The sequence below is a fragment of the Mesorhizobium sp. M1252 genome, from assembly GCF_040318265.1.
Taxonomy (GTDB): Bacteria; Pseudomonadota; Alphaproteobacteria; order Rhizobiales; family Rhizobiaceae; genus Mesorhizobium.
Genome location: NZ_JAMYLX010000013.1, coordinates 29183 through 53650 on the forward strand (window position 1 = coordinate 29183; position 24468 = coordinate 53650).

Annotated in this window: 21 protein-coding genes and 1 riboswitch; of the genes, 10 read left to right on the forward strand and 11 right to left on the reverse strand. The window is 62.5% G+C overall.

The annotated features are described in order from the left end of the window. The first annotated feature begins 92 nt into the window (after window positions 1-92). Window positions 93-818 (forward strand): acetoacetyl-CoA reductase, encoded by a 726-nt coding sequence (gene phbB, locus NKH22_RS23615; protein ID WP_023707257.1) that lies wholly within the window; start codon window positions 93-95, stop codon window positions 816-818. A gap of 49 nt (window positions 819-867) precedes the next feature. On the opposite strand, the gene NKH22_RS23620 is transcribed toward phbB, so the two are convergent. Further along, the gene (locus NKH22_RS23620) at window positions 868-2118 is read right to left on the reverse strand and encodes an FAD-dependent oxidoreductase (RefSeq protein WP_352911195.1); all 1251 of its coding nucleotides are present in this window, start codon (window positions 2116-2118) and stop codon (window positions 868-870) included. An 82-nt stretch (window positions 2119-2200) separates the two neighbouring features. On the opposite strand from NKH22_RS23620, the gene NKH22_RS23625 reads away from it, so the two are divergent. Both NKH22_RS23625 and NKH22_RS23630 read left to right on the forward strand, forming a co-directional pair. Continuing rightward, the gene (locus tag NKH22_RS23625; protein ID WP_023693613.1) at window positions 2201-2782 is read left to right on the forward strand and encodes a TetR/AcrR family transcriptional regulator; all 582 of its coding nucleotides are present in this window, start codon (window positions 2201-2203) and stop codon (window positions 2780-2782) included. Between the two features lie 700 nt (window positions 2783-3482). Further along, the gene (locus tag NKH22_RS23630; RefSeq protein ID WP_352911198.1) at window positions 3483-4145 is read left to right on the forward strand and encodes a DUF4760 domain-containing protein; all 663 of its coding nucleotides are present in this window, start codon (window positions 3483-3485) and stop codon (window positions 4143-4145) included. On the opposite strand, the gene NKH22_RS23635 is transcribed toward NKH22_RS23630, so the two are convergent. The 3 genes from NKH22_RS23635 to NKH22_RS23645 form a co-directional block, all read right to left on the reverse strand. Beyond that, on the reverse strand, window positions 4142-4315 hold the full coding sequence (locus NKH22_RS23635) for a hypothetical protein (RefSeq protein ID WP_352911201.1): 174 nt from the start codon (window positions 4313-4315) through the stop codon (window positions 4142-4144). The two genes, NKH22_RS23630 and NKH22_RS23635, sit on opposite strands and share 4 nt — an antisense overlap. A gap of 177 nt (window positions 4316-4492) precedes the next feature. After that, the gene (locus NKH22_RS23640; RefSeq protein ID WP_352911204.1) at window positions 4493-5107 is read right to left on the reverse strand and encodes a hypothetical protein; all 615 of its coding nucleotides are present in this window, start codon (window positions 5105-5107) and stop codon (window positions 4493-4495) included. 144 nt (window positions 5108-5251) lie between these two features. Continuing rightward, a complete protein-coding gene (locus NKH22_RS23645) occupies window positions 5252-6205 on the reverse strand; it encodes an IS1595 family transposase (RefSeq protein ID WP_352911207.1) in 954 nt (317 codons plus the stop codon). Window positions 6206-6770: 565 nt separating this feature from the next. Here NKH22_RS23645 and NKH22_RS23650 point away from each other — a divergent pair. The 4 genes from NKH22_RS23650 to NKH22_RS23665 all read left to right on the forward strand — a co-directional run bounded on the left by NKH22_RS23650 (window position 6771) and on the right by NKH22_RS23665 (window position 12395). After that, window positions 6771-10334, forward strand: coding sequence for a helicase-related protein (locus NKH22_RS23650; RefSeq protein ID WP_352911308.1), 3564 nt, complete (start codon window positions 6771-6773; stop codon window positions 10332-10334). A 75-nt stretch (window positions 10335-10409) separates the two neighbouring features. Continuing rightward, window positions 10410-10796 carry an RNA-binding S4 domain-containing protein gene (locus NKH22_RS23655; protein WP_023707255.1) on the forward strand — a complete coding sequence of 129 codons (387 nt, stop codon included), beginning with the start codon at window positions 10410-10412 and terminating at the stop codon, window positions 10794-10796. 253 nt (window positions 10797-11049) lie between these two features. Next, on the forward strand, window positions 11050-11388 hold the full coding sequence (fdxA, locus tag NKH22_RS23660) for a ferredoxin FdxA (RefSeq protein ID WP_013529180.1): 339 nt from the start codon (window positions 11050-11052) through the stop codon (window positions 11386-11388). Window positions 11389-11813: 425 nt separating this feature from the next. After that, window positions 11814-12395, forward strand: coding sequence for a CarD family transcriptional regulator (locus NKH22_RS23665; protein ID WP_023673664.1), 582 nt, complete (start codon window positions 11814-11816; stop codon window positions 12393-12395). Window positions 12396-12586: 191 nt separating this feature from the next. Here NKH22_RS23665 and NKH22_RS23670 read toward each other — a convergent pair whose 3' ends face one another. From NKH22_RS23670 to NKH22_RS23680, 3 genes are all read right to left on the reverse strand, one after another. Continuing rightward, a complete protein-coding gene (locus NKH22_RS23670; protein WP_023748300.1) occupies window positions 12587-13354 on the reverse strand; it encodes an amino acid ABC transporter ATP-binding protein in 768 nt (255 codons plus the stop codon). Next, window positions 13351-14031 (reverse strand): amino acid ABC transporter permease, encoded by a 681-nt coding sequence (locus NKH22_RS23675; protein WP_023693608.1) that lies wholly within the window; start codon window positions 14029-14031, stop codon window positions 13351-13353. Before NKH22_RS23675 ends, NKH22_RS23670 begins: the two co-directional genes overlap by 4 nt. Window positions 14032-14168: 137 nt before the next feature. Continuing rightward, a complete protein-coding gene (locus NKH22_RS23680; RefSeq protein WP_023702802.1) occupies window positions 14169-14942 on the reverse strand; it encodes an amino acid ABC transporter substrate-binding protein in 774 nt (257 codons plus the stop codon). 397 nt (window positions 14943-15339) lie between these two features. Here NKH22_RS23680 and NKH22_RS23685 point away from each other — a divergent pair, with 397 nt between their 5' ends. After that, entirely contained in the window at window positions 15340-16197 is an 858-nt protein-coding gene (locus NKH22_RS23685; protein WP_023685806.1) for an RNA polymerase factor sigma-32, read from the forward strand. Between the two features lie 92 nt (window positions 16198-16289). Here the strand turns inward: NKH22_RS23685 and NKH22_RS23690 are convergent, their stop codons facing one another. The 4 genes from NKH22_RS23690 to thiB form a co-directional block, all read right to left on the reverse strand. Further along, window positions 16290-17696 (reverse strand): M48 family metalloprotease, encoded by a 1407-nt coding sequence (locus tag NKH22_RS23690; protein WP_245260137.1) that lies wholly within the window; start codon window positions 17694-17696, stop codon window positions 16290-16292. A 331-nt stretch (window positions 17697-18027) separates the two neighbouring features. Continuing rightward, complete coding sequence (thiQ, locus tag NKH22_RS23695; RefSeq protein WP_031198630.1) at window positions 18028-18792, reverse strand: thiamine ABC transporter ATP-binding protein; 765 nt, start codon at window positions 18790-18792, stop codon at window positions 18028-18030. Beyond that, on the reverse strand, window positions 18789-20387 hold the full coding sequence (gene thiP / locus NKH22_RS23700; protein ID WP_023822311.1) for a thiamine/thiamine pyrophosphate ABC transporter permease: 1599 nt from the start codon (window positions 20385-20387) through the stop codon (window positions 18789-18791). The genes thiQ and thiP overlap by 4 nt, the downstream gene beginning before the upstream one ends. A 220-nt stretch (window positions 20388-20607) precedes the next feature. Further along, on the reverse strand, window positions 20608-21615 hold the full coding sequence (gene thiB / locus NKH22_RS23705) for a thiamine ABC transporter substrate binding subunit (RefSeq protein WP_023822312.1): 1008 nt from the start codon (window positions 21613-21615) through the stop codon (window positions 20608-20610). 43 nt (window positions 21616-21658) lie between these two features. Then, window positions 21659-21773: riboswitch (TPP riboswitch) on the reverse strand. 162 nt (window positions 21774-21935) lie between these two features. On the opposite strand from thiB, the gene NKH22_RS23710 reads away from it, so the two are divergent. Further along, entirely contained in the window at window positions 21936-22595 is a 660-nt protein-coding gene (locus NKH22_RS23710; protein ID WP_023822313.1) for a thiamine diphosphokinase, read from the forward strand. 1 nt (window position 22596) lies between these two features. After that, complete coding sequence (locus NKH22_RS23715) at window positions 22597-24417, forward strand: ABC-F family ATP-binding cassette domain-containing protein (protein WP_352911213.1); 1821 nt, start codon at window positions 22597-22599, stop codon at window positions 24415-24417. The last annotated feature ends 51 nt before the right edge of the window (window positions 24418-24468 follow it).

Consider the following 24468-nt stretch of genomic DNA (forward strand, 5'->3'; position numbering starts at 1 on the left):
GAAGAAGGAGCAGCGCGGCGGGATATCGATCCCTACTCGCTATTCCCTACTCCCTATTCCCTTCTTCCGACCAAAGGGAGGAAGAACTTTCAATGACCAAAGTAGCGCTCGTCACCGGTGGATCGCGCGGCATCGGCGCCGCCATATCGATCGGCCTGAAGAATGCCGGTTACACCGTTGCCGCCAACTATGCCGGCAATGACGAGGCAGCGGGGAAGTTCAGCGCACAAACCGGCATCAAGGCCTACAAATGGTCGGTCGCCGACTACGACGCCTGTGCCGCCGGAATCAAACAGGTCGAGGCCGATCTCGGCCCGGTCTCGGTGCTGGTCAACAATGCCGGCATTACCCGCGACGCCATGTTCCACAAGCTGACGCGCGAGCAGTGGAAGGAAGTCATCGACACCAATCTGTCTGGCGTCTTCAACATGACGCATCCGCTGTGGGGCGGCATGCGCGACCGCAAATTCGGCCGCGTCATCACCATCTCCTCCATCAACGGCCAGAAAGGCCAGGCCGGCCAGGTCAACTATTCCGCCGCAAAGGCCGGCGACATCGGCTTCTCGAAGGCGCTGGCGCAGGAGGGCGCGCGCGCGGGCATCACCGTCAATGTCATCTGCCCCGGCTACATCGCCACCGAGATGGTCAAGGCGATCGACGAGAAGGTGCTGAATGAACGCATCATCCCGCAGATCCCGGTCGGCCGCCTCGGCGAACCGGAAGAGATCGCGCGTTGCGTCGTCTTCCTCGCTTCCGAAGACGCCGGCTTCATCACCGGTTCGACCATTACAGCCAATGGCGGCCAGTACTTCGTCTGACGTCATGCCGCACTCGGCAACGCGCCGATTCGCCTGAACGTCGCAACTGTCAGGCGGCGAGCTTCAGCCCTGATTTGGCCTCAGGCTTGCTGGCGGCAATTAAGCCAGGCGCCTTTGCGGGCGCCGGCAGCCGGGCGTTTGAGGCCCGACTGAGACCCGACAGCTTCAGCGCAATGCGACGCTTCACGAACGGCAGAAGATTCACCACGGAAAGCGACAGGTTGCGGACGAACCGCTTCGCCGGATTATGGGCAAGCGCCATCTCCGTCATCTTCCCCGCAAGATCGAGCACTTCCTGAGCCGCTGGGCGGCGCAGCTTTTCGTATAGGTCGAGTTCCGTCGCCGAGCGAATGCCGTTCACCACATCGCCAAGCAACTGGCCAAGCACGACCGCGTCGATGATGCCGGTATTCATGCCCTGCCCACCCGCGGGACTGTGTACATGCGCGGCATCGCCCATCAGGAACAGCCGGTCCTTGCGATAGGCCCTGACCAGACGATGATGCACGCGAAAGCGCGAACTCCACGTCAGGTCGAGCACGCGGGCTCTTGTCGTGGTTGGCCCGCGGCTATCGAGCAATGCCTGGATGTCGGCGGTGCCGGGCTTTTCCGGCGCATCCTTCATCGTCGCGACGACGCGGTACGAGCCATCCGGCAGCGGCGCCACCACCACCAGGCCCGCCGGTGCGAAAAACAGCGACACTTCGGCCGGTCCTACAGGCCAGTCCAGGCGAACGTCGGCCAGCACAAACGAACCATCATAGGCCTCGCCATCGAACTCGATGCCGGTCGACTTGCGCACCAGGCTCTGCATGCCGTCGGCTCCGACGACGTATCGCGCCGAGATGAGTTTTTCGTGGCCCTGCTCGACCACTGTCACGCGCGCGCCGTCACTGTCTTGAGCAACGGCCACAGCCTCGACCTCGCGATGAATGACGCCACCCAGGACCGCGATCCGTTCAGCGAACACCTGCTCGGTCACGTTCTGCGGCAGCATCATCAGGTAGGGATGCTTTGACGGCAGCTTGCCGAAATCGAGCTTGAGCAGCACCCGGCTCCGATCGCGGATGGCGAAATCGTCGAGATTCACGGAAAGCTCACTCAGCCGCTGCGTGAGGCCGAGCGGCTCCAGTGATTCCAGCGTTTGCGCATGGATGACCCCAGCGCGCGACGTTTGCAGACCCTGCGTCAGTCTGTCGATCAGCACGTGATCGACGCCAGCTTGATGCAGCGCGATTGATAGCGCCATACCAGTCGGGCCGGCGCCAATGATAAGGACTTCCGTTGTCTCAGGCAGCATTCCCCGTCTCCATTTATCAACACGTGTTGACTTCTAGTAAGTTGGATTGCATTTGTCAACGGCTGTTGGCATATGAATCTGGATGAACGAGAAGCAGCCGAACAAGCAGACCAAGTCGGACCGAACACGAGCCCAAATCCTTGAAGCCGCACGCCGGCTTTTCTCCGAGCACGGCTATGACGGCACCTCAATCCGCGACGTTGCGGCGCAGGCCTCGATCGATCCGGCCATGGTGATCCGTTATTTCCACAGCAAGGACGAGCTGTTCGCCAGGGCCGCCGTCGTGGACCTCCAACTGCCGGATCAGCGGATAGACCCTACCGCCATCGGTGAAACGCTGATCAGGCGCTTTCTGGTAAACTGGGAAGGTCAGGCCAACGGGCCAGGCATGATAATCCTGCTACGCTCGGCTGCGTCGAACGAGCACGCGGCCGAGAAGGTCCGCGACGTCTTCGCCAACCAGGTGAGGCCGATGGTTGCATCGATAGGCGACCCAGCGGACGCCGGACGGCGCGCCGGGCTGGTTGCCAGCCAGCTGCTGGGCCTGGCGACCTGCCGATATCTGTTGCGGCTTGAGCCCGTCGTCGCCCTGTCGCATGAGGAAATCATCCGGAATGTGGGACCGGTGTTGCAACGTTATGCAACAGGCCACGACGCGGCCTGAACCGGCGGGCACCGAGTGCTGTCGCGGCGATTGACCCGTTCCGGCACGCAAAGATTAACGATTTCCAGGCGCCCTGTGCAAAACCCGGTTCGCAAGCTGTGAATTCTCGATGGACAAGCTGTGGATAACACAACATGTTGGGCGATTATCCGGTTGACAAACCCAAAGTGAAATAGGATTATATGCCTGACAGGCCGGCACGGGAAAGACTGAACGTTTTGCCGTTTCGCACAACCGAGCAAATATCTGGCGATGCCACCTTGAAGGCTCAACCGCGAGGCCAACTTGATTCCGGGAGAACGGACGGAATTGGTGAACGCGATGTCGAACCCCGATAGCGGTGAGCATCTTTGGGACTTGGACCTTGCCGACCTGCGCAAGGAGTTTGGAAAGTTCGTTCAAGAGCACGGGACAACCCCTCTTGAGTGGGACGAGCACACCAAGCTGTTCCCTGAAGAACGAAGAGAGCTCCGCCGGGAGCCGGGCGCTACCCAGCCGTAGGGGAATGGCCGAAAAATCTGAGCGTCAGCGCTTGAAAAGGTGATGGTGATCCTCCACATATTTATTAACGGAAAGTTGGCTCCTTTCTGGAACTCTGTTGACACGAAACCCGTTTTTGGTCAGTGTCGATCACACACTACAAGGGTTGTAGCTATTGGAGGTTACGATGCTCGTTAGGGAAGGTGCGCGGGACTAACCCGTGGATTGCACATCACTAGCTAACACTGGGGCGGCACAAGCGATATACGTTTGTGCCGCTTCGTCGTTTAGTTGGCTGTCGCTTTTATCACCTGCAATTATCCTAATTTCCGTTCTCGTCGCATTGGGTGGTGTCTCATCAGCTAGATCGCTGGCTAGACAGCGCGCAACCCTAGACATGATCGAAAAGGTTGAATCCACCCCCCACTATCGCGATCGTCAGAAGGTGTTTTCGGCGAATAGGTTGCAGGGAACATTCGCCAATCTACACAATCCAGCTACGGATCCTTTAAAATTAGACCGCCATCACGTCTTAGATTACCTCAATCACTACGAGCTTGTTTCAATTGGGATCCTACAAAACATTTTAGACGCTGACATCTACCGCAATTGGATGCGTGGGCCGTTTGTGCGGGATTGGAATGCAGCAGCACCATTTATCCAGCGGGAACGGTGGAAATGGGATAGCGCCAAAGGAGAGTGGCAGTACTATCACGCTCTCTTCACCCACTTTCAATCTGTCGCTGAGGCGTGGAGTGACGAAGCGATAATGCTCAACGAAAACTATTCTCCTGCGCCAATTGGGCCACCTGCGCCTATCGACGAAGCCTATCCGCCTATTACGGATGAAAAGCAGGCGGATGCCAGTGACGGCATAGCCTAGCAGGGCTTTTGGCGTCGCTGCCGCACCAATTCCTTTATCTGTTCCTTAGTCAACTTCGGGGCCTTGGCGGTCTTATCCACCACGGCCTCGAAAGTGGCGTCTGATTGATCGATTTTTAACCGGCGCGACGCGTCGCGGAACTTATCGATCTGCTCTTTTTCCTTGGTCATGGTTCCTGACTCTAGACGGATTCGATGGAGTCATATATATAAGAAGCCCGCTGGCGAGGTAACTCGCCAGCGGGGCAACCCGAGCCTTAGATGCAATGCAGAGCTTCGGCCCTCATTCAACTATTATGCGGGTTTGCCACATGGGATGCTCCTTTCTCCTGTGCCTCGCAACGGCGGTTAAAAGGGAATCTCATCGTCCAGCTCTCGCGAGCGAGACGGCATCGTCGCTTGGACGTTTGCCAATCCCGCTTTCAAGTTCTGGACAACGGTGGAGCCGGAGGGAGTCGAACCCTCGGGGTGTGTACCTGGGTAGGGTGTACCCCGTCCAACCGGCCCCAATTCTGTATTAGAAGGCTCTGGCGTTTCCGCGCCGGGGCCTTCTGCTTTTCCGACCAAGGCCCAACCTTGGCCGTCGTTATCAATCAAGCCTTCATGCTTCATCTTCGACAGGCGAGTGCTAACGGAGGCCTTGCTGGTGTCGATTTGGCGATGCTCAGTGATAAAATCGAAGATCGTGGCGGGGGTGGTGTTGCCCTGAGAAATGGCGTCGATGATCGCGTTATTGATCGGGCTTGGGCCAGCAGCCACGGTAGCCGGGAAGAACGTTCCGCCCCCAGCCGCTCCTTTGCCCGCGTCCTCCAACAATTCAAGAGCCGCGTCGAGCTCGCGAATATCCTTCCGGATTTCTGCTGCCTGCGCCAGCAGCTCCTGCTTTTTCTTCTTCAGAATGTCCAACGCCAAAGTCATCGAATCGGGCTCAACTTCTGGAGCCTTTATGATGCCAAATGGCAAGCAGAGTCAATCCAAAGGTGGTTGGCTATTGGGTTTGTGCCAAGCTGTTGGTGTTAAGGTCTCTTTAAACGTCGCCAGCGGGGCTTCTGCCGCCATAGCGGCAACTCCAATTGGACCGGCTTGCGGAAGTGGAGCGCCTTCGCTTCAATTAGGCCCGCGATAGGTGAGGCGCTTGCCAGCGGCACCCTTCAAGGCGATGAAAGCGCGGGTGCCATCATCAACGCCCATGGCAATGCGGTTGCTGTAGCGGAAGTCGAATTCAGCGAGATAGCGGTGCAGATGGTGTTCGCCGCAATGCTGATAGACGCCCTTCATGCCGCGCTTGAAGATCGAATAGAAGCCTTCCACGGTGTTCGTGTGGATGGTCTTTTCGCCTTCATAGCGAACGTATTCGTCTTTGGTGTGGTTGACGGCATCATGTGACGCGAATTCCTGGCCAACGCGGCGATACATCTGGGCCTCATCCGTCATCAACGCGCTTTCCTTGGCTACGTTGGCGCGGACGATTGGCATGATGGTGCCAACGCGGGCGGTATCGATATGGAATGAACGAGCCCGGCCGCCGCGCTCTACCAGAGTAACGACCGTGTTCTTGTGCGCACTACCACCACGCTTAACGGGTGTATCCTTAAGGCGTCCGATGTAGGTTTCGTCCACTTCAACGGTCTTGCCATTGCCGCCCATAGGGGAAAGCGCGCCAGACGCCATTGCAAGGCGAATGCGATGGCACAGGAACCAAGCGGCCTCATAGGTGCATTCGAGTATGCGGTGCATCTGGTGAGCGCTGATGCCCTTCTTAGAGGCACACATAAGGTGGATAGCCTGAAGCCACTTGGTGAGCGGCATATGGCTTTCCTCAAAGATCGAACCCATGCGGACGGTGAACTGCGAACGGCAAGCGCTGCACTTGTACAGGCCGTGACGCTCGACGCCGTTGGGGTTTTTCTTGGACGGCTTGGTGCGAACGCCCTTCAACGAGTAGTGGCGATCAACAGAGCCGCACTTGGGGCAAACCGGACCATTCGGCCACAGGATGCCTTCCACATGCTCGAAAGCCTTGGCTTCGTCGTGGAACTCGGGGCGGGACAGAACGGACATGGAAATCTCCTATGCCCTTACCCTACGTAATCAGTTTGGGTTTGTCAACCGGATAATCGCCACATGTTGGGGTGAACAAACCAGGAAAATCCCGCCATCGCTGATTCATCGCCGATTCGTTCCGGCTTTGAGCGCAACGGTTAACGACCAAGGCCGAAAATCACCGGCAAATGGTTAAGGCCGATTAAGAAAATTCAACAATTTCATAATGTTGGCCGAGGCGTATCGGATCACGACGATGCCCCGCCGGCAAAGGTTAACGCCAATGGTCGCCTTGCAGGAATCGGGCCAGTTTCCGCGATTCAGCATATGGTGAGACTCAGGCTCGCAAAATCCACATGTAGCCGTGAACAAAAGCTGAATCTGCCGGAGTCACTGATTCGTCGCCGATTCGTTCCAGACTCGTTCCAACTGTTAATTGAGACCTCAACGACGAACCGTGGGACTGCCGGCCGGAACATTCCGCTTTCGCTTCGCGCCTGAAATCCCTATGTGTCGCCTGTCATACGCGCCACGCGAGGCGCGCTCCCGACAACACGATGCAGAAAGCCTCATCTCCAGGCCGATGAACATCCAGCCGAAACACACCGAGCCGCTGATCCTGTCGGGCCGCGACGTGACTGCCGTGCTGGGTCCGACCAACACCGGCAAGACCCATCTCGCCATCGAGCGCATGGTGGCACATGAGAGCGGCATTATCGGCCTGCCGCTCCGCCTTCTGGCGCGCGAGGTCTATGCCCGCGTCTGCGAAAAGGTCGGCGCCCACAAGGTGGCGCTCATCACCGGCGAGGAAAAAATCCAGCCGCCCGGCGCGAAATATTCGGTCTGCACCGTCGAAGCCATGCCGCGCGAGACCGACGTTGCCTTCGTCGCCATCGACGAGGTGCAACTCGCCGGCGACCTCGAGCGCGGCCACATCTTCACCGACCGTATCCTGCACCTGCGCGGCCGCCAGGAAACGCTGCTGCTCGGCGCGGCCACCATGCATGGCATCCTGCAAAAGCTGCTGAGAGGCGTCTCGGTGGTGACGCGCCCTCGCCTGTCGCACCTGGCCTATGCCGGCTCGAAGAAATTGACCCGCCTGCCGCGGCGTACGGCGATCGTCGCTTTCTCCGCCGACGAGGTCTATGCCATCGCTGAGCTGATCCGCCGCCAGCAAGGAGGAGCGGCGGTCGTGCTCGGCGCGCTGTCGCCCCGCACCCGCAATGCCCAGGTGGCAATGTTCCAGGCAGGCGACGTCGACTATCTCGTCGCCACCGACGCCATCGGCATGGGGCTCAACCTTGATCTCGATCATGTCGCCTTCGCCCAGAACCGCAAATTCGACGGCTATCAGTACCGCAATCTCACGGCGGCCGAGCTCGGCCAGATCGCCGGCCGCGCCGGCCGCCATCTGCGCGACGGCACCTTCGGCGTCACCGGCCAGGTCGATCCGCTGGACGAGGAGTTGGTCAAGCGCATCGAGGGGCACGAGTTCGATCCGGTGAAGGTGCTGCAATGGCGCACCGCGCATTTCGACTTCGCCAGCCTCGACGCGCTGAAGCGCTCGATCGAAACCAACGCGCCGGTCGAAGGCCTGACGCGGGCGCTGCCGGCGGTCGATGCCCAGGCGCTCGAACATCTCTCCCGCGACGAGGACATCCGCGCGCTGGCTACCAATGCCAAGCGCGTCGCGCTGCTGTGGGAAGCCTGCGCGTTGCCGGACTACCGCAAGATCGCGCCGGCCCAGCACTCCGACCTGATCGCTTCTATCTACACCGACCTCGCCAAACACGGCCATGTCGACGAGAACTACATGGCCGAGCAGGTGCGCCGCGCCGATACGACCGAGGGGGACATCGACACGCTGTCGCACCGCATTGCGCAGATCCGCACCTGGACATTCGTGTCCAACCGGCCGGGCTGGCTGGCCGATCAGGCACACTGGCGGGAAAAGACGCGCGAAATCGAAGACAGATTGTCGGATGCGCTGCATGAGCGGTTGACGAAACGGTTTGTAGACCGCAGGACTTCCGTCCTCATGCGGCGCCTTAGAGAAAATACAATGCCTGAAGCCGAAATCAGTCCTACCGGAACCGTCCTTGTCGAAGGCCATCATGTCGGCGAGTTGCAAGGGTTCCGCTTCACCGCCGACCAGAGCGCCGGCGGCGAAGACGCCAAGGCCGTGCGTACGGCAGCGCAAAAAGCGCTGGCCGCCGAGTTCGAGGCGCGTGCCGAACGCTTCGGCGCCTGCGCCAATGGCGACCTTGCGCTCGGCTCCGACGGCACGCTGCGCTGGATCGGCGCGCCGATCGGCACGCTGGTTGCCGGCGAGGACGCGCTGAAGCCGCGCCTGGTGCTTTTGGCCGACGAGCAGTTGACCGGCCCCGCCCGAGACAAGGTCGCCGCGCGCGCCGAGCGTTTCGTCAATTTCCAGATCGAATCCTTGCTGAAGCCGCTGGTCGACTTGAAGAATGCCGAGCAGATCGCCGGCATCGGCCGTGGCATCGCCTTCCAGCTCGTCGAGCATTTCGGCCTCATCAACCGCCGCGACATCGCCGAGGAAATGAAGTCGCTCGACCAGGAGGGTCGCGCCGCCTTGCGCCGGCTCGGTGTGCGCTTCGGCGCCTACCACGTCTTCGTGCCGGCGCTGATCAAGCCGGCGCCCGCCGGACTGATTACGCTGTTGTGGGCGCTGAAGAACGACGGCAAGGACAAGCCGGGCTTTGGCGACGTGGTGCACGCACTGGCTTCCGGCCGCACCTCGGTGGTCATCGATCCTGCTTTCGACAAGAGCTTCTACAAGCTTGCCGGCTACCGCAATCTCGGCCGCCGCGCCGTGCGCATCGACATTCTGGAACGGCTGGCCGACCTGATCCGGCCTGCGACCAACTGGAAGCCCGGTCTGGGACAGCGCCCGGACGGCGCCTATGACGGCCAGTCCTTCATGGTGACGCCGCCGATGATGTCCATCCTCGGCGCCACCGCCGACGACATGGAAGAGATCCTGAAAGGTCTCGGCTATCGCGCCGAGCCGAAGCCGCCGGCAGAGGTCAAGGCGCGGCTGGAAGCACAGGACAACGCGGCGCGGGAAGCGGCTGCCGCCAAGCTGGCTGCGGACGCGGCTGCAAAAGCTGAACAGGCCAAGGCGGCGGAAGCCGCTGCAAGTGAAGCCGTCGCTGAAGCGCCGGCCGTTGGATCGGAGCCGGATGCGGTTGCCGCCGCTGAGCCTGCGGCTGAGCAGCCCGTCGCCGAAGCCGCAGCGGAGGCTGTTGCTGCGGACGCTCAGCCGGGCGCACCTCCCGAGGGTTCGGAGCCAACTGCGGCCGTTGAAGCCACCGCCGAAGCTCCAGCCATCGCGGAAGCAACGGCAGAGCCCGTCGCGGAAGAACAGGTCGAAGCTCCCATAGAAATCGCGGAAGAAGCTCCGGCTGTTGCGGAAGCTGACGACACCGTCCCCGAAAGCGCCGACGCCACCGTCGCCGAAAACGCCGACGCCCTTACCTCCCCCTCGATGGGGGAGGTCGCGGCGCGAAGCGACGCGGGTGGGGGTGACAGCGTTAACGAAGCAGGTGCAGACACACCAGACACTTCAGGCGCAACCGCCGACGCCGGCGCTGCCCCCACCCCGGCGCTGCGCGCCGACCCTCCCCACGAGGGGGAGGGTGGAAGCGCTGAGCCTGTCCCCGAGGCCGAAGCGCCAAAGCCCATCTTGTTGTGGCGGCAGGGCCGTTTCGAGCAGCGCCCGCGCCATCGGCAAGGCCGGGACAATCGCCCGCGTAACGGCCAGGCTAGCCGCGCCGATGCGCCGGCCGACGCTGCCGGCGGACAGCCGGCACCGGGCGAACGGCCGGCCTATCAGGGCCGGCGCGACCAGCGCGACGGTGCCGCCAAGCCACGCTTCGACCGTTCGAAGTTCAAGCCCAAGCCGCAGGCCGAGGGCGAACAGCGCCGCGACGGCAAGCCGCAAGGCGAGCGTCCGCGCGAGGGCCGGCCTGACTGGAAAGGCGGCAGGCCGGAAGGCAAAGGCGGACCGCAAGGCGCCAAGCCGGCTTTCCAGGTCAAGCCACGCGAGGAACGCCCGGCGCGCTTCGATCCGGACTCGCCCTTCGCCAAGCTCGCCGCCTTGCGCGACCAGCTGAAGAAGTAGGCTCTGAGCATGATCCCGAAAAGTGGAACCGGTTTTCGGACAAGATCATGCTCCAACAAGAGATAACTCGCTGCGATGGTTGCTGAAGGTCGTCAGCGCGTCGACAAGTGGCTGTTCTTTTCGCGCGCGATAAAATCGCGCTCGCTGGCGGCCAAGCTGGTTGTCGCCGGACGCGTCCGCATCAACAGCGACAAAGCAGCGCAGGCCTCCGATCTGGTCAAGCCTGGCGACGTTTTGACCATTACGCACGAGCGCCGCATTTTCATTTGGAAGGTGCTTGGCACCGGCGTGCGGCGCGGTCCGGCCGAGGAAGCGCGCACGCTCTACGAGGACATGTCCCCGCCGCCGGCGCCGAAAGGCGAGGCTGTTGCCGATGCCATTCCGGCGCTGCGCGACGCCGGCAGCGGCCGGCCGACCAAGAAAGAGCGCAGGCAAACCGACCGGCTGTTCGGCGAAGACTGAAGCCTTGGCCGTCTGCGCCATGCCGGCGGTCTGGAATTTCATTCCGGACACGCGGGCCCCGCCGGCAATGGCTGCCCTTGCAAGCGGCAGGCAAAGGCGTTACCTCACCAAAAAACCCGCCGCATCGGCCCGAAAATCGGAAATCGATTTTTCGGAAGGCACGATGCGCAGATTCAAAGTGTCAGAGCGTACTTTGTGCGTCCAATTGGACGCACGTCGCTCTAGCAAGAACGGGACGTCCCGGAGCCGACCAATGACCTATGTCGTGACCGACAACTGCATCAAATGCAAGTACATGGACTGCATCGAGGTCTGTCCGGTCGACTGCTTCTACGAGGGCGAGAACATGCTTGTCATACATCCCGACGAGTGCATCGACTGCGGCGTCTGCGAACCGGAATGCCCGGCCGATGCAATCAAGCCCGACACCGAGCCGGGCCTCGACAAATGGCTGCAGGTCAACACCGAATACGCCGAGAAATGGCCCAACATCACCGCCAAGAAGGAGCCTCCGGCAGATGCCAAGAGCTTCGACGGCGAAGCCGGCAAGTTCGAGAAATATTTCTCCGCCGAGCCCGGCGAAGGCGACTGAGCACATGACGCTGAAATCGGAATCGATTCGGAAAGGGTGATGCGCAAAGCAAAAAAGTGCGGCCTATTGGATCGTCATAACGCTGCGTAACGTGCCTCATACATTAACTGCCTTGACAGGCGGCGATGTCGCTCGACCTTCGCGTTTGCAGCAAAACCTTGATTCTTCCGACTTTTTGTGCTACACCACTTGAAACATGCCGGTGACACAACGTCGATTTATGGCGCAAGCGCCCCAAATCACTGAAAGGTGAAATCCCCAATCGGACCAGAGCGATCTGGGCCAGGCAGTCGCTATGTATGCGGTTTGCCGGTCCCGGCTTTTTCCGATGGGTTCATCTGTTGTGCGGCTAACGATCGGTGTCCCCGGTCGCATGCGTTCGGACCGGCAGGCCGCCGGTGCCACAACAAGGAGTTCAGGGCGTAATGGCAACGATCACCCCGCAGAAGAAGTCCACCTCGGCACGCCACGGTTTCAAGACCGGCGAGTACATCGTCTATCCGGCACACGGCGTCGGCCAGATCGTCTCGATCGACGAGCAGGAAGTTGCGGGCCACAAGCTGGAACTGTTCGTCATCGACTTCCAGAAGGACAAGATGCGCCTGAAGGTTCCGGTCGCCAAGGCGACCTCCATCGGCATGCGCAAGCTGTCGGAAGAGGATTATGTCGAGCGCGCGCTGAAGGTCGTGCAGGGCCGCGCCCGCGTCAAGCGCACCATGTGGTCGCGCCGTGCGCAGGAATATGATGCCAAGATCAATTCGGGCGACCTGATCTCGATCTCGGAAGTCGTGCGCGACCTCTACCGTGCCGACAACCAGCCGGAACAGTCCTATTCCGAACGTCAGCTCTATGAGGCGGCACTCGACCGCATGGCCCGCGAGATCGCGGCAGTCAACCGCATGTCGGAAACCGAAGCCGTGCGCCTGATCGAGGTCAACCTCAATAAGGGCCCGAAGCGCGGCGCCAAAGCCGACAATGAGGAAGCCGAGCAGGAAGAAGCTGCCTGATCGCTTTCACCGTCGAATTCATGAAAACCCGGCCTTGTGCCGGGTTTTTGTTTTTACCCTCCCCTTGTGGGGTTCCAAGGACGGGCGAGACCCGTGGCTCGCCCAGGCAGGTCGCTGCGAAGATGGGAGACGGCACCAGACCCCGACCCGGACCTTCCGTCCGACCTCCCCACAAGAGGGAGGTAGAAGGCTCAGCCGCCGGCTTCCTTCTCCGCCTCCTGCTTCAGCGTCGCAATAAAACGCTTGGTCCGTTCCCGCTCCGGATTGCTGAACACCACGGTGGACGGCCCCTTCTCGACGATGACGCCGGCGTCGAGGAACACCACCTCCTGCGCGATCTTGGAGGCAAGGCGAAGGTCGTGCGTGGCCATCACCATGGTGGTGCCTTCGCTGGCCAGTTTTCCGAGCACGTCGACCACTTCCTGCGCCAGTTCCGGATCGAGCGCCGAGGTCGGCTCGTCGCAGAGCAGAACCTTGGGCGACGGCGCCAGGGCGCGGGCGATGGCCACACGCTGCTGCTGGCCGCCCGACAGCGTTGCCGGCCAATCATCCGCCTTGTGCGCCATGCCGACCTTCTCGAGCAGCGCCAGTGCCCGCTCGCGCGCCTTTGCCGTCGGCCATTTCAGCACCGTCACCAGGCCTTCCATGACGTTCTCGATCGCGGTGCGATGCGGGAACAGCTGGAAATTCTGGAACACCATGCCGGTCTGCAGCCGCAGGCGCTGGATGTCTCGGCTGGGGATCTTGACGCCGGGACGGAATTCCAGCGTCTCGTCGCCGATGCGCACCATGCCCGAAGTCGGGATCTCCAACAGGTTGATGCAGCGCAGCAGTGTGCTCTTGCCGCCGCCGGAGGGGCCGACGAGCGCGGTGACGCTGCCTTCGGCAATGGTGACCGTCACACCCTTCAGCACCAGATTGTCGCCGAAGCGCTTTTCGATGTCGGTGAGGCCGATCATGAGCGCGCCTCCAGGAAGCCGCCATAGCGGTTGAGCCGCTCCTCCAGCCGCGTCTGCAAGGCCGAAAGCACCGAGCTCATCGCCAGATAAAGGATCGCCGCCTCGACATAGAGGATCAGCGGTTCATAGGTGGTGGCGACGATGCGCTGCGCCGCCTGGAACATCTCCGGCACGGTGATGGCGGCGGCCAGCGACGTATCCTTGACCAGCGAGATGAAGGTGTTGGACAGCGGCGGCACGGCGACGCGGCCGGCTTGCGGCAGGATGGTGCGCCGCATCGCCTGGCTCCAGGTCATGCCGATCGAATAGGCCGCCTCCCACTGGCCCTTCGGCACCGAGCCGATCACGGCGCGGATAATTTCCGAACTGTAGGCGCCTATGTTGAGGGTGAAGCCAATCAGCGCCGCCGGAAAAGCGTCCAGCAATATGCCGACGGAAGGCAGGCCGTAAAAGATCAGGAACAGCTGCACCAGAAGCGGCGTGCCGCGAAAGATCCAGACATAGAAGCGGACCACGGCAACCAGAGGCTTGGGACCGAACAGCCGCACCAGGGCGACAACCAGGCCGACGAACAGGCCGAGTGCGAACGATAGCAATGTCAGCGGTACGGTGAAGATCAACGCCGCCCACAGCAGTGTCGGCAACGAGTCCAGCATCAGGTGTAGCCAGTGCGGCACGAACGGCTCCTCCCTCACAGACCGCCGCGGTGACGGCAGTGCGATTGTGTGCTTCTCATATCATGCGAATAACGGCGAGCCGTCAAAGACGGCCCGCCGCTATTTGTCATTGCCGGCAAACCGCCGGGAGATGGTCTTTACTGCGAGACATCCTGGCCGAAATAGGTATCGGCGATCTTCTTGTAGGTGCCGTCGGCCTTGATGTCGGCCAGCGCCTTGTTGATCGCCGCGACCAGCTCCGGATCACCCTTGCGCACGATGACGCCGGAATAGTCGGCGTTCTCTTCCTGCGCGGCGATCTTCACATTGGCGTCCGGCTTGTGCTTCTTGAAGTCGAGGAAAGACAGGCTGTCATTGATGGTGGCGTCGGCGCGGCCGGTGAGCAGCAGCTGGATCGACTGGTCGAAGCCGTCGGTGCCGACAAGTTCGGCGCCGTTGGTCTCGGCGAGCTTGCCGAAATTCGATGTCAACGACTGTGCCGACTTCTTGCCCTTGAGGTCGGCGAAGGTCTTGATGTCGGTATTGTCGCCGCGCACGATCAGCACGGCCTTGGAGGCGATGTAAGGATCGGAGAAATCGTACTTGGCCTTGCGCGCGTCGGTGATGCCGACCTCGTTGATCACGGCGTCGTAGCGGTTGGCGTCGAGGCCGGCGATCAGCCCGTCCCATTTGCCTTCGAGGAACTCGACCTTGACGCCGAGCTTGTCGCCGATCGCCTTGGCGATCTCGACATCGAAGCCGACCAGCGCGCCGGAAGCATCATGATAGGTGAAGGGTGCATAGGTGCCTTCGGTGCCGACCTTGAGGGTGCCGGCCTGCTTGATCTGGTCAAGATTGGCGCCGGCATGGCCTGATGTAACAGCCAGAACCTGCAGCGTTCCGGCGACGATGAGCGAATTGAGCCATTTCATTTCTATGTGATCCCGTCCTTGGCCGGTGTCCGGCGCTTGTGAGAGCCGGAAACTGACAGATACAGCGCAGCAAAATAAGGAACCAGATTTCAAAAAAACGGCGATCCAGAAATCAGATTCTCAAAGCAGCTCCGATCGGTGCCAATAGTCCCGATCTGCGGTGTCGATGCGCCCTGTCGGACCGCACAAAACAACCGCCCTCGGCGGCGGAACCAATCCCCGGTATGGCACGTTCATGGCTTGTTGTAGGGCGCCGCGTTTCCATTTCAAGAACCCTTGGCTGCGCTAGGCCCGAAGCAATTCCAGGAAAGTGGGAAAGCGGTTTCCTTCGGAATTGCGTCAAACAGAGATAACGGCCGCCAGGCCGTCCGAAAATGTCCGGGAGCAGGAGCGCGGCATGATCGAAGACACGGCAGGACGGACCATGGTCCGCACGGCAATGAAAGCCCCCTACCTCGAGCGCGATGAGGAACATGTTCTCGCCTTGCGCTGGAAGGAAGACCAGGATCAGCAGGCGCTGCATCAGATCACCGTCGCCCATATGCGGCTGGTCATCTCCATGGCTTCGAAATTCCGACATTACGGCCTGCCGCTCGGCGATCTGGTCCAGGAGGGCCATGTCGGGCTGCTGGAAGCAGCCGCGCGTTTCGAGCCGGAGCGCGAGGTGCGCTTCTCGACCTATGCGACATGGTGGATCCGCGCTTCGATGCAGGACTATATCCTGCGCAACTGGTCGATCGTTCGCGGCGGCACCTCTTCGGCGCAAAAGGCGCTGTTCTTCAACCTGCGGCGCCTGCGCGCCCGTCTTGCCAATGGCGCCGAGCCGATCTCCAACGCCACGCTCTACCGCGAAGTCTCGGTAGCCCTAGGCGTCTCCGAGGCCGATGTCGCGAAGATGGATTCCAGGCTTTCAGCACCTGACTCTTCGCTCAACGCACCGCTCGCCGACGAAGCTGGCACCACCGAGCGGATGGACTTCCTGATTTCGGACGATCCATTGCCTGACGAGGTCGCCGGCGACACCATCGACGTCGAACGGCGCCTGATGTGGCTGAAGACGGCGCTCCGCGCGCTCAATGCCCGCGAACTCAGGATCATCGAGGAGCGCCGGCTGAGCGACGAAGGTGCGACGCTTGAGGCGCTTGGCGAGACGCTCGGCATTTCCAAGGAGCGTGTCCGGCAGATCGAGGCCCGCGCCATGGAAAAGCTCAAGCTCGCGCTGGTGAAGCAGAATCCGGAGTTCATGGCGGCCTGAGATTGCCAGGAACGGGGTACCCCGAGTTATCTCAGAAAAGTTATCTCAGAAAAAAGCACTACGAAGGCTGGGGTTTCTGACGAAGACCGGCGCTATCTGTCCGTGACGATCTTGACCTTGTCGCCGGCCGAAACCGAGGCGCCCGGCGACATCGCGTTGAGCACGCGGAACAGATCGAGCTTGCGGTCGACGCCGACCATCTGCGCCGAAAGTGTGCCCATCGTCTGCCCGGCCTGTACCGTGACGACGCGGATATGCAGCGGCTTCAGTGCCGCCTTCTCGGCGGGGCTGAGCACGCGGAACGAACCGCTGACCGAGCGTGCCACCGGATCGAGTGTCGTGCTGGCCGAGGGGGCCGCTGTCAAAAGCCGGTAGACCTGACCGCCGGCGCGGATCACCGCAATGTCGAACTGCCAGCCATCGGCGCCGGCGTGCGCGGTCGCCGCCTGGTTGCCGTCGATCGTCTCCTGGCGCACACTGGTCTCGTCGAGACCGGCCACCCAGCCGCTTCTGATGTAGTCGGTCAGCGCACGATCCTTGTCGATCGACACACCGTCGAAGCGGATCGCCATGTCGCCGGGACCGGTCGCCGTCACCGCCGCCGCCGAATTGTCGATGATGAAGCCGTCGGGCACCGTGAACGAAACGCCGAGGCCCGGATGCAGGAAGGTCTGGCCGCGCACATAGCCCTCTTCCGGCGTGTCGCCATAGAGCAGGCCGTCTATCCCGGCCAGGAAGGAATCGCGGTCGCGGGTGCCGATGCCCGGCGCGCCGAACTGGCGGGCGTGGCGCTGCGCCAGATCAATTCGCTGCGGCGTGTTGGGGTGCGTGGCCAGGAAGTCGAGGCTGGCGTCGGTGGCGCCGCTGATCGAGCGGAAATCGGTGTAGGCCGACATCGACTGCAGGAAACGCCCGGCGGCATAGGGATCGTAACCCGCCTCGCCGATCGACTTGATGCCGATGGCGTCTGCCTCCAGCTCCTGGTTGCGCGAGAACTGCGCCAGCCTCAGCTTGCCGCGGATCAATGCCTGCTTGGCGGTCGGGCTGTCGCCCAGCACATCGGAGACCACCTTGGTCGCCAGGCCTTCCTCGGCCTCGAGCTGCTGTCGCTGCAGACCGTGATTGGCGGTGACGTGGCCCATCTCATGCGCGATGACGGCGGCGAGTTCGGCCGAATCATTGGCCAGCGCCAGCAGGCCGCGGGTGACGTAGAGATAGCCGCCCGGCAGCGCGAAAGCGTTGACGTTTGGCGAATTGAGGATGGTGATGCGATAGGTCTGGGTCGGATTGGCCGACACCACGGTCAGGCTGCCGACAACCTTGGCCACCATGCGCTCGAGCTTGGGATCGGAATATTCGCCGCCATAGGTGGCAAGGATGCGCGGATGCTGTGCCTTCGCCAGTTCGGCAAGCTTGCTGTTGGCGGCGACATTGTCGACCGTGATCGGCTTGTCGGAAGGCTGGAAGCCGGATTCCTGCACTTCGGGAGGCGTGAACATCTGGCAGCTGGCCAGCGCCACGGCAAGGCCGGCCAGCGCGAGGAAGCGCACCAGCGGTCTGCGTTTCAAAGTGTCAGTGCCGGTCGGCAGCACGGCGTTCCTTCAGCTCTCGGCGCATGATTTGGACCGGGGTCCGCGCCAGCGAAAAATCGGTTTTCGTTGGCAATCCTGCACACATCAAAAAACCTACAGCGTTTACGCATCCGGCCGGATGCGGCGCTGTAGGGGGCAAATCACGGCTCGTGCCGGACCAGTACTAAGCGGACCTAGCCACATCAGCTGGACCATGGCAAGCAAGCGCCACATCACCTGTAGCCGGTTTGGTCGTAAATTATGTCCGCTTCCGGGCAATATCGCGTGATCCGCCCGAACTTGCGCCGATATAGCGCCGAAACGCTTCAGGGCCAGTGCCGTCGAAAAAATCGGCGGCAGGTCCCGTCGCGGCAACCCTGCCATTGTCCAGAAAAACCATCTGCTCGCCGATACGGCGAGCGTCTTCCGGCTGATGCGTGACGAACAGCACCGTCATCGCCCGCTCGGCATGAACGCCGGCCACCAGGTCGAGCATGTCGTCGCGCAGTGCTGGCCCGAGCGAAGCGAACGGCTCGTCGAGCAGCAGCACCGGCCGGTCGCGCACCAGAACGCGGGCGAGCGCCACGCGCTGCCTTTCGCCGCCGGAGAGTTCGCGCGGCAGGCGCATTTCCTTGCCGGCCAGGCCGACGCGGTCAAGCGCCTCGGCGATTGCGGCGCGATCGGCGTCGGTCAGGTTGAGCGATGGCGAGCGGCCGAGCCCGACATTCTTCTCCACCGAGAGATGAGCAAACAGATTGTTTTCCTGGAATACCATCGACACCGGCCGCGCCGAAGGCGGCTTGGCGCCGACATCGGCGGCGCCGATCAGCACGCGACCGGACTCCGGCGTCTCGAAACCAGCCACCAGATTGAGCAAGGTCGATTTGCCCGAACCACTTGCCCCCATGATGGCGGTGATCTTAGATGTATGGAATTCGACATCGAACAGGAATGACGTTTCGCCATAGCTGAACGAGACCTTGTCCAGCCGGACAGTCGTGCCTTTCTCCACAGCGGACGTCACGATCTCTCTCCCCGTCCCAGCCAGTCTGCCGCGACCACCAATGCAAGGCAGACCGCCCCGAGCAGCAAAGCCAGCCCGGCAGCATCGGCCGTGCGATAGCTGCCCATGCGCGCCAGCAGGAGATAGGGCAAGGTCTGCACCGAATCGCTGCCGAACAGCGCGATGACGCCGAGATCGCCGAGCGACAGCGCCATGGCGAAGGCAAAGCCGGTGGCCAGCGGCCGCCGGAGCGATGGCCAGTCGACCAGAAGCAGCCGGTTCCAGCCCGCAATGCCGAGCTGCGCGCACAGCTTTTCGTGGCGCTCGCTCGCCGCATCATAGGCCGGGCGCATCGCGCGGATGGCAAAGGGCATCGCCATCACCGCATTGACGGTGACGACCATGACCGGCGCGATGGCAAAGACATCGCTGACCGTGCGCAGCAGGAGAAACCAGCCGGCGCCGATGACAATGGGCGGCACGACGAGGACGAAGCCGGCGCCGGTGTCGGTGGCATGTTCGAGCAATGAACGGGCACTGGACCGGCGGCGCAGCGACAGTGCCCGCCGAGCCATGATCAGCGACAGCGACAGCGCCACCGAAAGTAGCGCCGCCGAGAGGGCGAGACCGGCGCTGGTCAGGGTCGCCTGACGCACGGCACTCTCGCCCGCCAGCCGGCCGAGATCGGCGTCGAGGCCGGACGCGACGGTGGCCGCCATTGGTCCGGCGACGAACAGCAAGGCGAGCACGATCAGGACGGCGTTGAACGCTGTTTCTGCTTTGCCGGCCAAGTGATAGCGGCGCGGCGCGACAGGCAAATTGGCGTCGCCGGTCACATTGGCGCCGAGCCGCGTCAGCGCCAGCATGACGGCAAAAGTCAGCGCGATCTGCAGCACCGTCAGCGTCACCGCCCGCGCCGGATCGAAGTCGAAACGCAGTGCCTGATAGATGGCGACTTCCAGCGTCGTCGCCGCCGGCCCGCCGCCGAGGATCAGGACGATGGTGAAGGAGGTGATGCAAAGCATGAAGACAAGCCCCGCGACGCCCGGCAGCGCGGCGCGCAGCACCGGCCACTCGATCAGCCGGAAGGCTGGCCTCGCCCCCATGCCGAGCTGGCTCGCCAGCCGCCATTGATCGGCCGGCACCGTGCCCAGCGCTTCGAGGAACAGCCGGGTGGCCAGCGGCAGGTTGAAGAAGACGTGGGCGACGAGGATGCCCGGCAGCCCATAGATGTCGGGCCAGCTCTGGCCACCGATCGCGGCGAAATAACCGGCGCGGCCATAGAGCGCCAGTATGCCCAGCGCTGCGACAATCGCCGGCAAGGCAAGGGGCACAGTAAACAGCTGCAGGATGAAGCCGCGTCCGAAGAAGCGCGGATGCCGCGACAGCGCGCGGGCGACGAACAGCGCCGGTACGACGGAAAGCAGCATCGAGAGCGCAGCCTGCCAGAGCGTGAAGCGGACAACGCGCAGGAGATAGAGGTCAAAGGCGGACGCGGCGCCGGAAAGGTCGTGCGCGCCTTCGCGGATAAGGCCGGCGAAGGCGCCACCGATCAGCAGCGCGATTGCCGCAAGCGCGACAATGCCGGCCGTGATGCGGGGGTCAGAGCGTTGCACTCTTTACCGGGCGTCGCGTTCCTTCGCGCCCCCCTCTGTCCTGCCGGACATCTCCCCCACAAGGGGGGAGATCAGCTATTTCCGCGCCCCGCTTATTCCTGCAACCTTGGCGACTGGCGAAATCGCCGACGATAGCCAATCTCCCCCCTCGTGGGGGAGATGTCCGGCAGGACAGAGGGGGGTGCCGTAGGGCACTCATCTTTCGATCATACAGCCAAAGCTACTTGCTCATCACCGCCAGCCATTCATCCACCCAGGCCTTGCGATTTGCCGCGACCTCTTCCGGGCTGAACAGCAAGGTCTTCGCCGGCTTGACCAGCCTATCAAAAGCCGGATTGAGCGGCTTGTCGGTTTTCCCGGCCGGGAACATCCAGTTGGTCTCCGGAATGACATCCTGGAATTTCGGCCCGGTCATGAAGGCCAGGAACTTCGCCGCCAGCGGGCTCTTCGCGCCCGTGGTGGTGATGCCGGCGACCTCGACCTGCAGATACTCGCCCTCCTCGAACGACGCCGCCTGGAAGCGCCCGGTGTTCTCGGCCACCATGTGGTAGGCCGGCGACGTCGTATAGGAAAGCACCATCGGCGCCTCGCCCTTGGTGAACAGGCCATAGGCCTCGCTCCAGCCAGGCGTCACCGTCAGCACTTTGCCCTTGAGTTTCGCCCAGGCTTCCGGCGCCTTGTCGCCATAGACCGACTTGATCCACAGCAGCAGGCCGAGGCCCGGCGTCGACGTCCTCGGATCCTGGATGACGATCTTGTCGGCGGCATCGCCCTCGACCAGTTCCTTCAGGCTCTTCGGCGGGCTCTTCAGCTTTTCGGTGTCGTAGACGACGGCGAAATAACCATAATCATAGGGCACGAAAGTGTCGTCGCTCCAGCCGCCCGGCACGTTGTTTTCAGCCACCGCGCCATGTCGGACAAACAGGCCGGAAGCCTTGGCTTCCGCGGTGAGGTTGGTGTCGAGGCCAAGCACGATATCTGCTTTGGTCGAGGCACCTTCGAGCTTGACGCGGTTGAGCAGCGCGACGCCGTCGGCGACCGAGACGAAGTCGACGCTGCAGCCGCACTCGGCCTCGAATTCCTTCTTCACCTGGGGGCCTGGACCCCAGTCGGCAGTGAAACTCTCATAGGTATAGATCGTGAGTTTTTCCTGCGCGCACGCAGGGCTTGCCAGTAGCGAAACAGCAAGCCCCAGCGCTGGGACAAGACGGGACAAAAAAATGCGCATCGGCGCCTCCTTCATTCGTGTTGAAAGGAATTGAGGCGTCGGGCTGTCCGAAGCGTCTAATCCCTCCGCCGGTACAAACCGGATCAGGTTCAGCGGGTTGGCGAGACTGCCTCTCAGCCGGTCCGCGAAGATCGCGTCCGGCACCCCGTTAGAGCGTTTCGACACATAGGCCCGGCCAAGGTGCCACGCAAGCGGAAGTTTGCCCGAGCATGATCCCGGAAAGTGGAATCCGTTTCCGGAAAAAGATCATGCTCCAACAAAGAGTGACGGTGCCGCTCGGCCTTCCGTTTCGTCGGCGGGGCTGGTAAGGGCCAGCGGATATGAGCACATTCACCATCTTGCTTGGCGGCGATCTCGTCCGCACGCCGCGGCTCGACCGCCAGGTCGCGGGCACGCGCGTCATCGCCGCCGACGCCGGCATCGGTCATGCCCGCCTGATCGGCCTGATGCCGGAGCTGTGGGTCGGCGATTTCGATTCTGTGCCGGCGGACCTGACTGCCGATCTCGCCGCCGTGCCGCGGGAGGTGTTTCCTCCCGAAAAGGACAAGACCGATGGCGAACTGGCGATCGCGGCGGCATTGGAACGCGGCGCCACCAGCCTGGTGCTGGCCGGCGCTTTCGGCGGCAAGCGCGCCGACCACGCCTTCCTGCATCTGGCGCTCAGCCTTCAACTGGCAGAGACAGGCACAAAAGTGCTGTTGACCAGCGGAGCGCAGGAAGGCGCCCCTTTGCTGCCCGGCAAGGCCGGCTTCGACTATGCCGACGGAACGCTGTTTTCGGTGCTCGGCTTTTCCGATCTTTCGGGCCTCACCGTGTCCGGCGCGAAGTGGCCGCTCGACCATGTCGAGGTCGTGTTCGGCTCGTCGCTGACCATCTCGAACGAGGTCAAGTCCAACAAGACCGGGGGCGGCCTCGAAATTGAGCTCGGCCATGGCCGCGCGCTGCTGCTCGCCCACCCCTACCCCTTGCCTGAAAGCTGACATGGCCCCGCCCCTTCTCAACCTCGACGGCATAAGACTGACCTTTGGCGGCACGCCGCTGCTCGATGGCGCCGAACTGACGGCGTCCGCCGGTGACAAGATCGCGCTCGTCGGCCGCAACGGCTCCGGCAAGTCGACGCTCCTGAAGATTGCCGCCGGTCTGATCGAGCCGCAAGACGGCGAGGTCTTCCGCCAGCCTTCGGCAACGGTGCGCTATCTCCCGCAAATGCCCGACATGGACGGCTTTGCCAATGTGCGTGCCTATGTCGAGGCCGGGCTTGGGCCTGCCGACGATCCCTACCGCGCCACATATCTGATGGAGCATCTCGGCCTCGCCGGCACGGAGAACCCCAACGATCTCTCCGGTGGCGAGGCGCGCCGCGCAGCAATTGCCCGCGTCATGGCGCCCGAACCCGATATTCTGCTGCTTGACGAGCCGACCAACCATCTCGATTTGTCGGTCATCGAATGGCTGGAAGAGGAGCTCGTCCGGACGTCTTCGGCGCTGATCGTCATCTCGCACGACCGACGCTTCCTCGAACGCGTCTCGCGCGCCACCGTCTGGCTCGACCGTGGCCAGACCCGCCGCCTCGACAAGGGCTTTGGCCATTTCGAGGAATGGCGCGACCTTGTGCTGGAAGAGGAAGAGCGCGAACAGCACAAGCTCGGCCGCCAGATCGTGCGCGAGGAGCATTGGCTGCGCTATGGCGTGACGGCTCGCCGCAAACGCAACATGCGCCGCCTGGGCGAACTGCAGACCATGCGCCAGCGTTTTCGCGGCCATCGCGACGCCGAGGGCTCGGCGACCATGGTGGCCAGCGACGCCGCCGAATCCGGCAAGCTGGTGATCGAGGCCAAGAAGATCGAGAAGAGTTTTGGCGACCTGACCGTGGTCAAGGGCTTCTCGACCCGCATTCAGCGCGGCGATCGCGTCGGCCTTGTCGGGCCGAACGGCGCCGGCAAGACGACGCTGTTGAAGATGCTTACCGGCGAGATGAAGCCCGATGCCGGCTCGGTGCGGCTCGGCACCAATCTGGAAATCGCCACGCTCGACCAGAAGCGCGAGGCGGTCGATCCGGCCGAGACCCTGGCGCAGTATCTCACGGACGGGCGCGGCGAAAACCTCGTCATCAATGGCGAGCAGCGCCATGTCGTGTCCTACATGAAGGATTTCCTGTTCAAGCCGGAACAGGCGCGCACCCCGGTGCGCGAGCTGTCCGGCGGCGAACGGGCGCGGCTGCTCCTGGCGCGTGTTCTGGCGCGGCCGGCCAACCTTCTGGTGCTCGACGAGCCGACCAACGATCTCGACATGGAGACGCTGGAACTGTTGCAGGAACTTGTCGCCGGCTTTGCCGGCACGGTCATCCTGGTCAGCCACGACCGCGACTTCCTCGACCGCACCGTCACCAGCATCATCGCCCCGGACGGAGGCGGCCGCTGGATCGAATATGCCGGTGGCTATTCCGACATGCTGGCGCAGCGCGGCGGCACCCGGCTCGACGACCGCAAGGCGCGCGCCAAGGCCGAAGCCAGCGATGCGCCGGCGCCGGGCAAGAGCGAGCCGGCAGCGCCAAAAGGGCCGTCGAAGAAACTGTCGTTCAAGCAGAAATTCGCCCTGGAATCGCTGCCCAAGAAGATCGAGGCGGTAATGGCCTCGATCTCGCGTTTGGAAAACAACATCGCCGATCCCGCCTATTACGAGCGCGACCCGGCCTCGTTCCAAAAGACCATCGCCGCCCTCGACAAGGAACGCGCCACGCTGGCCGCACTCGAGGAAGAGTGGCTGGAACTGGAAATGCTGCGTGAGGCGATGGAGGGGTAGCATTGCCTGCGGTCTTTATGCGCGTATATTGTGCGCATGAAAGGAGGCATC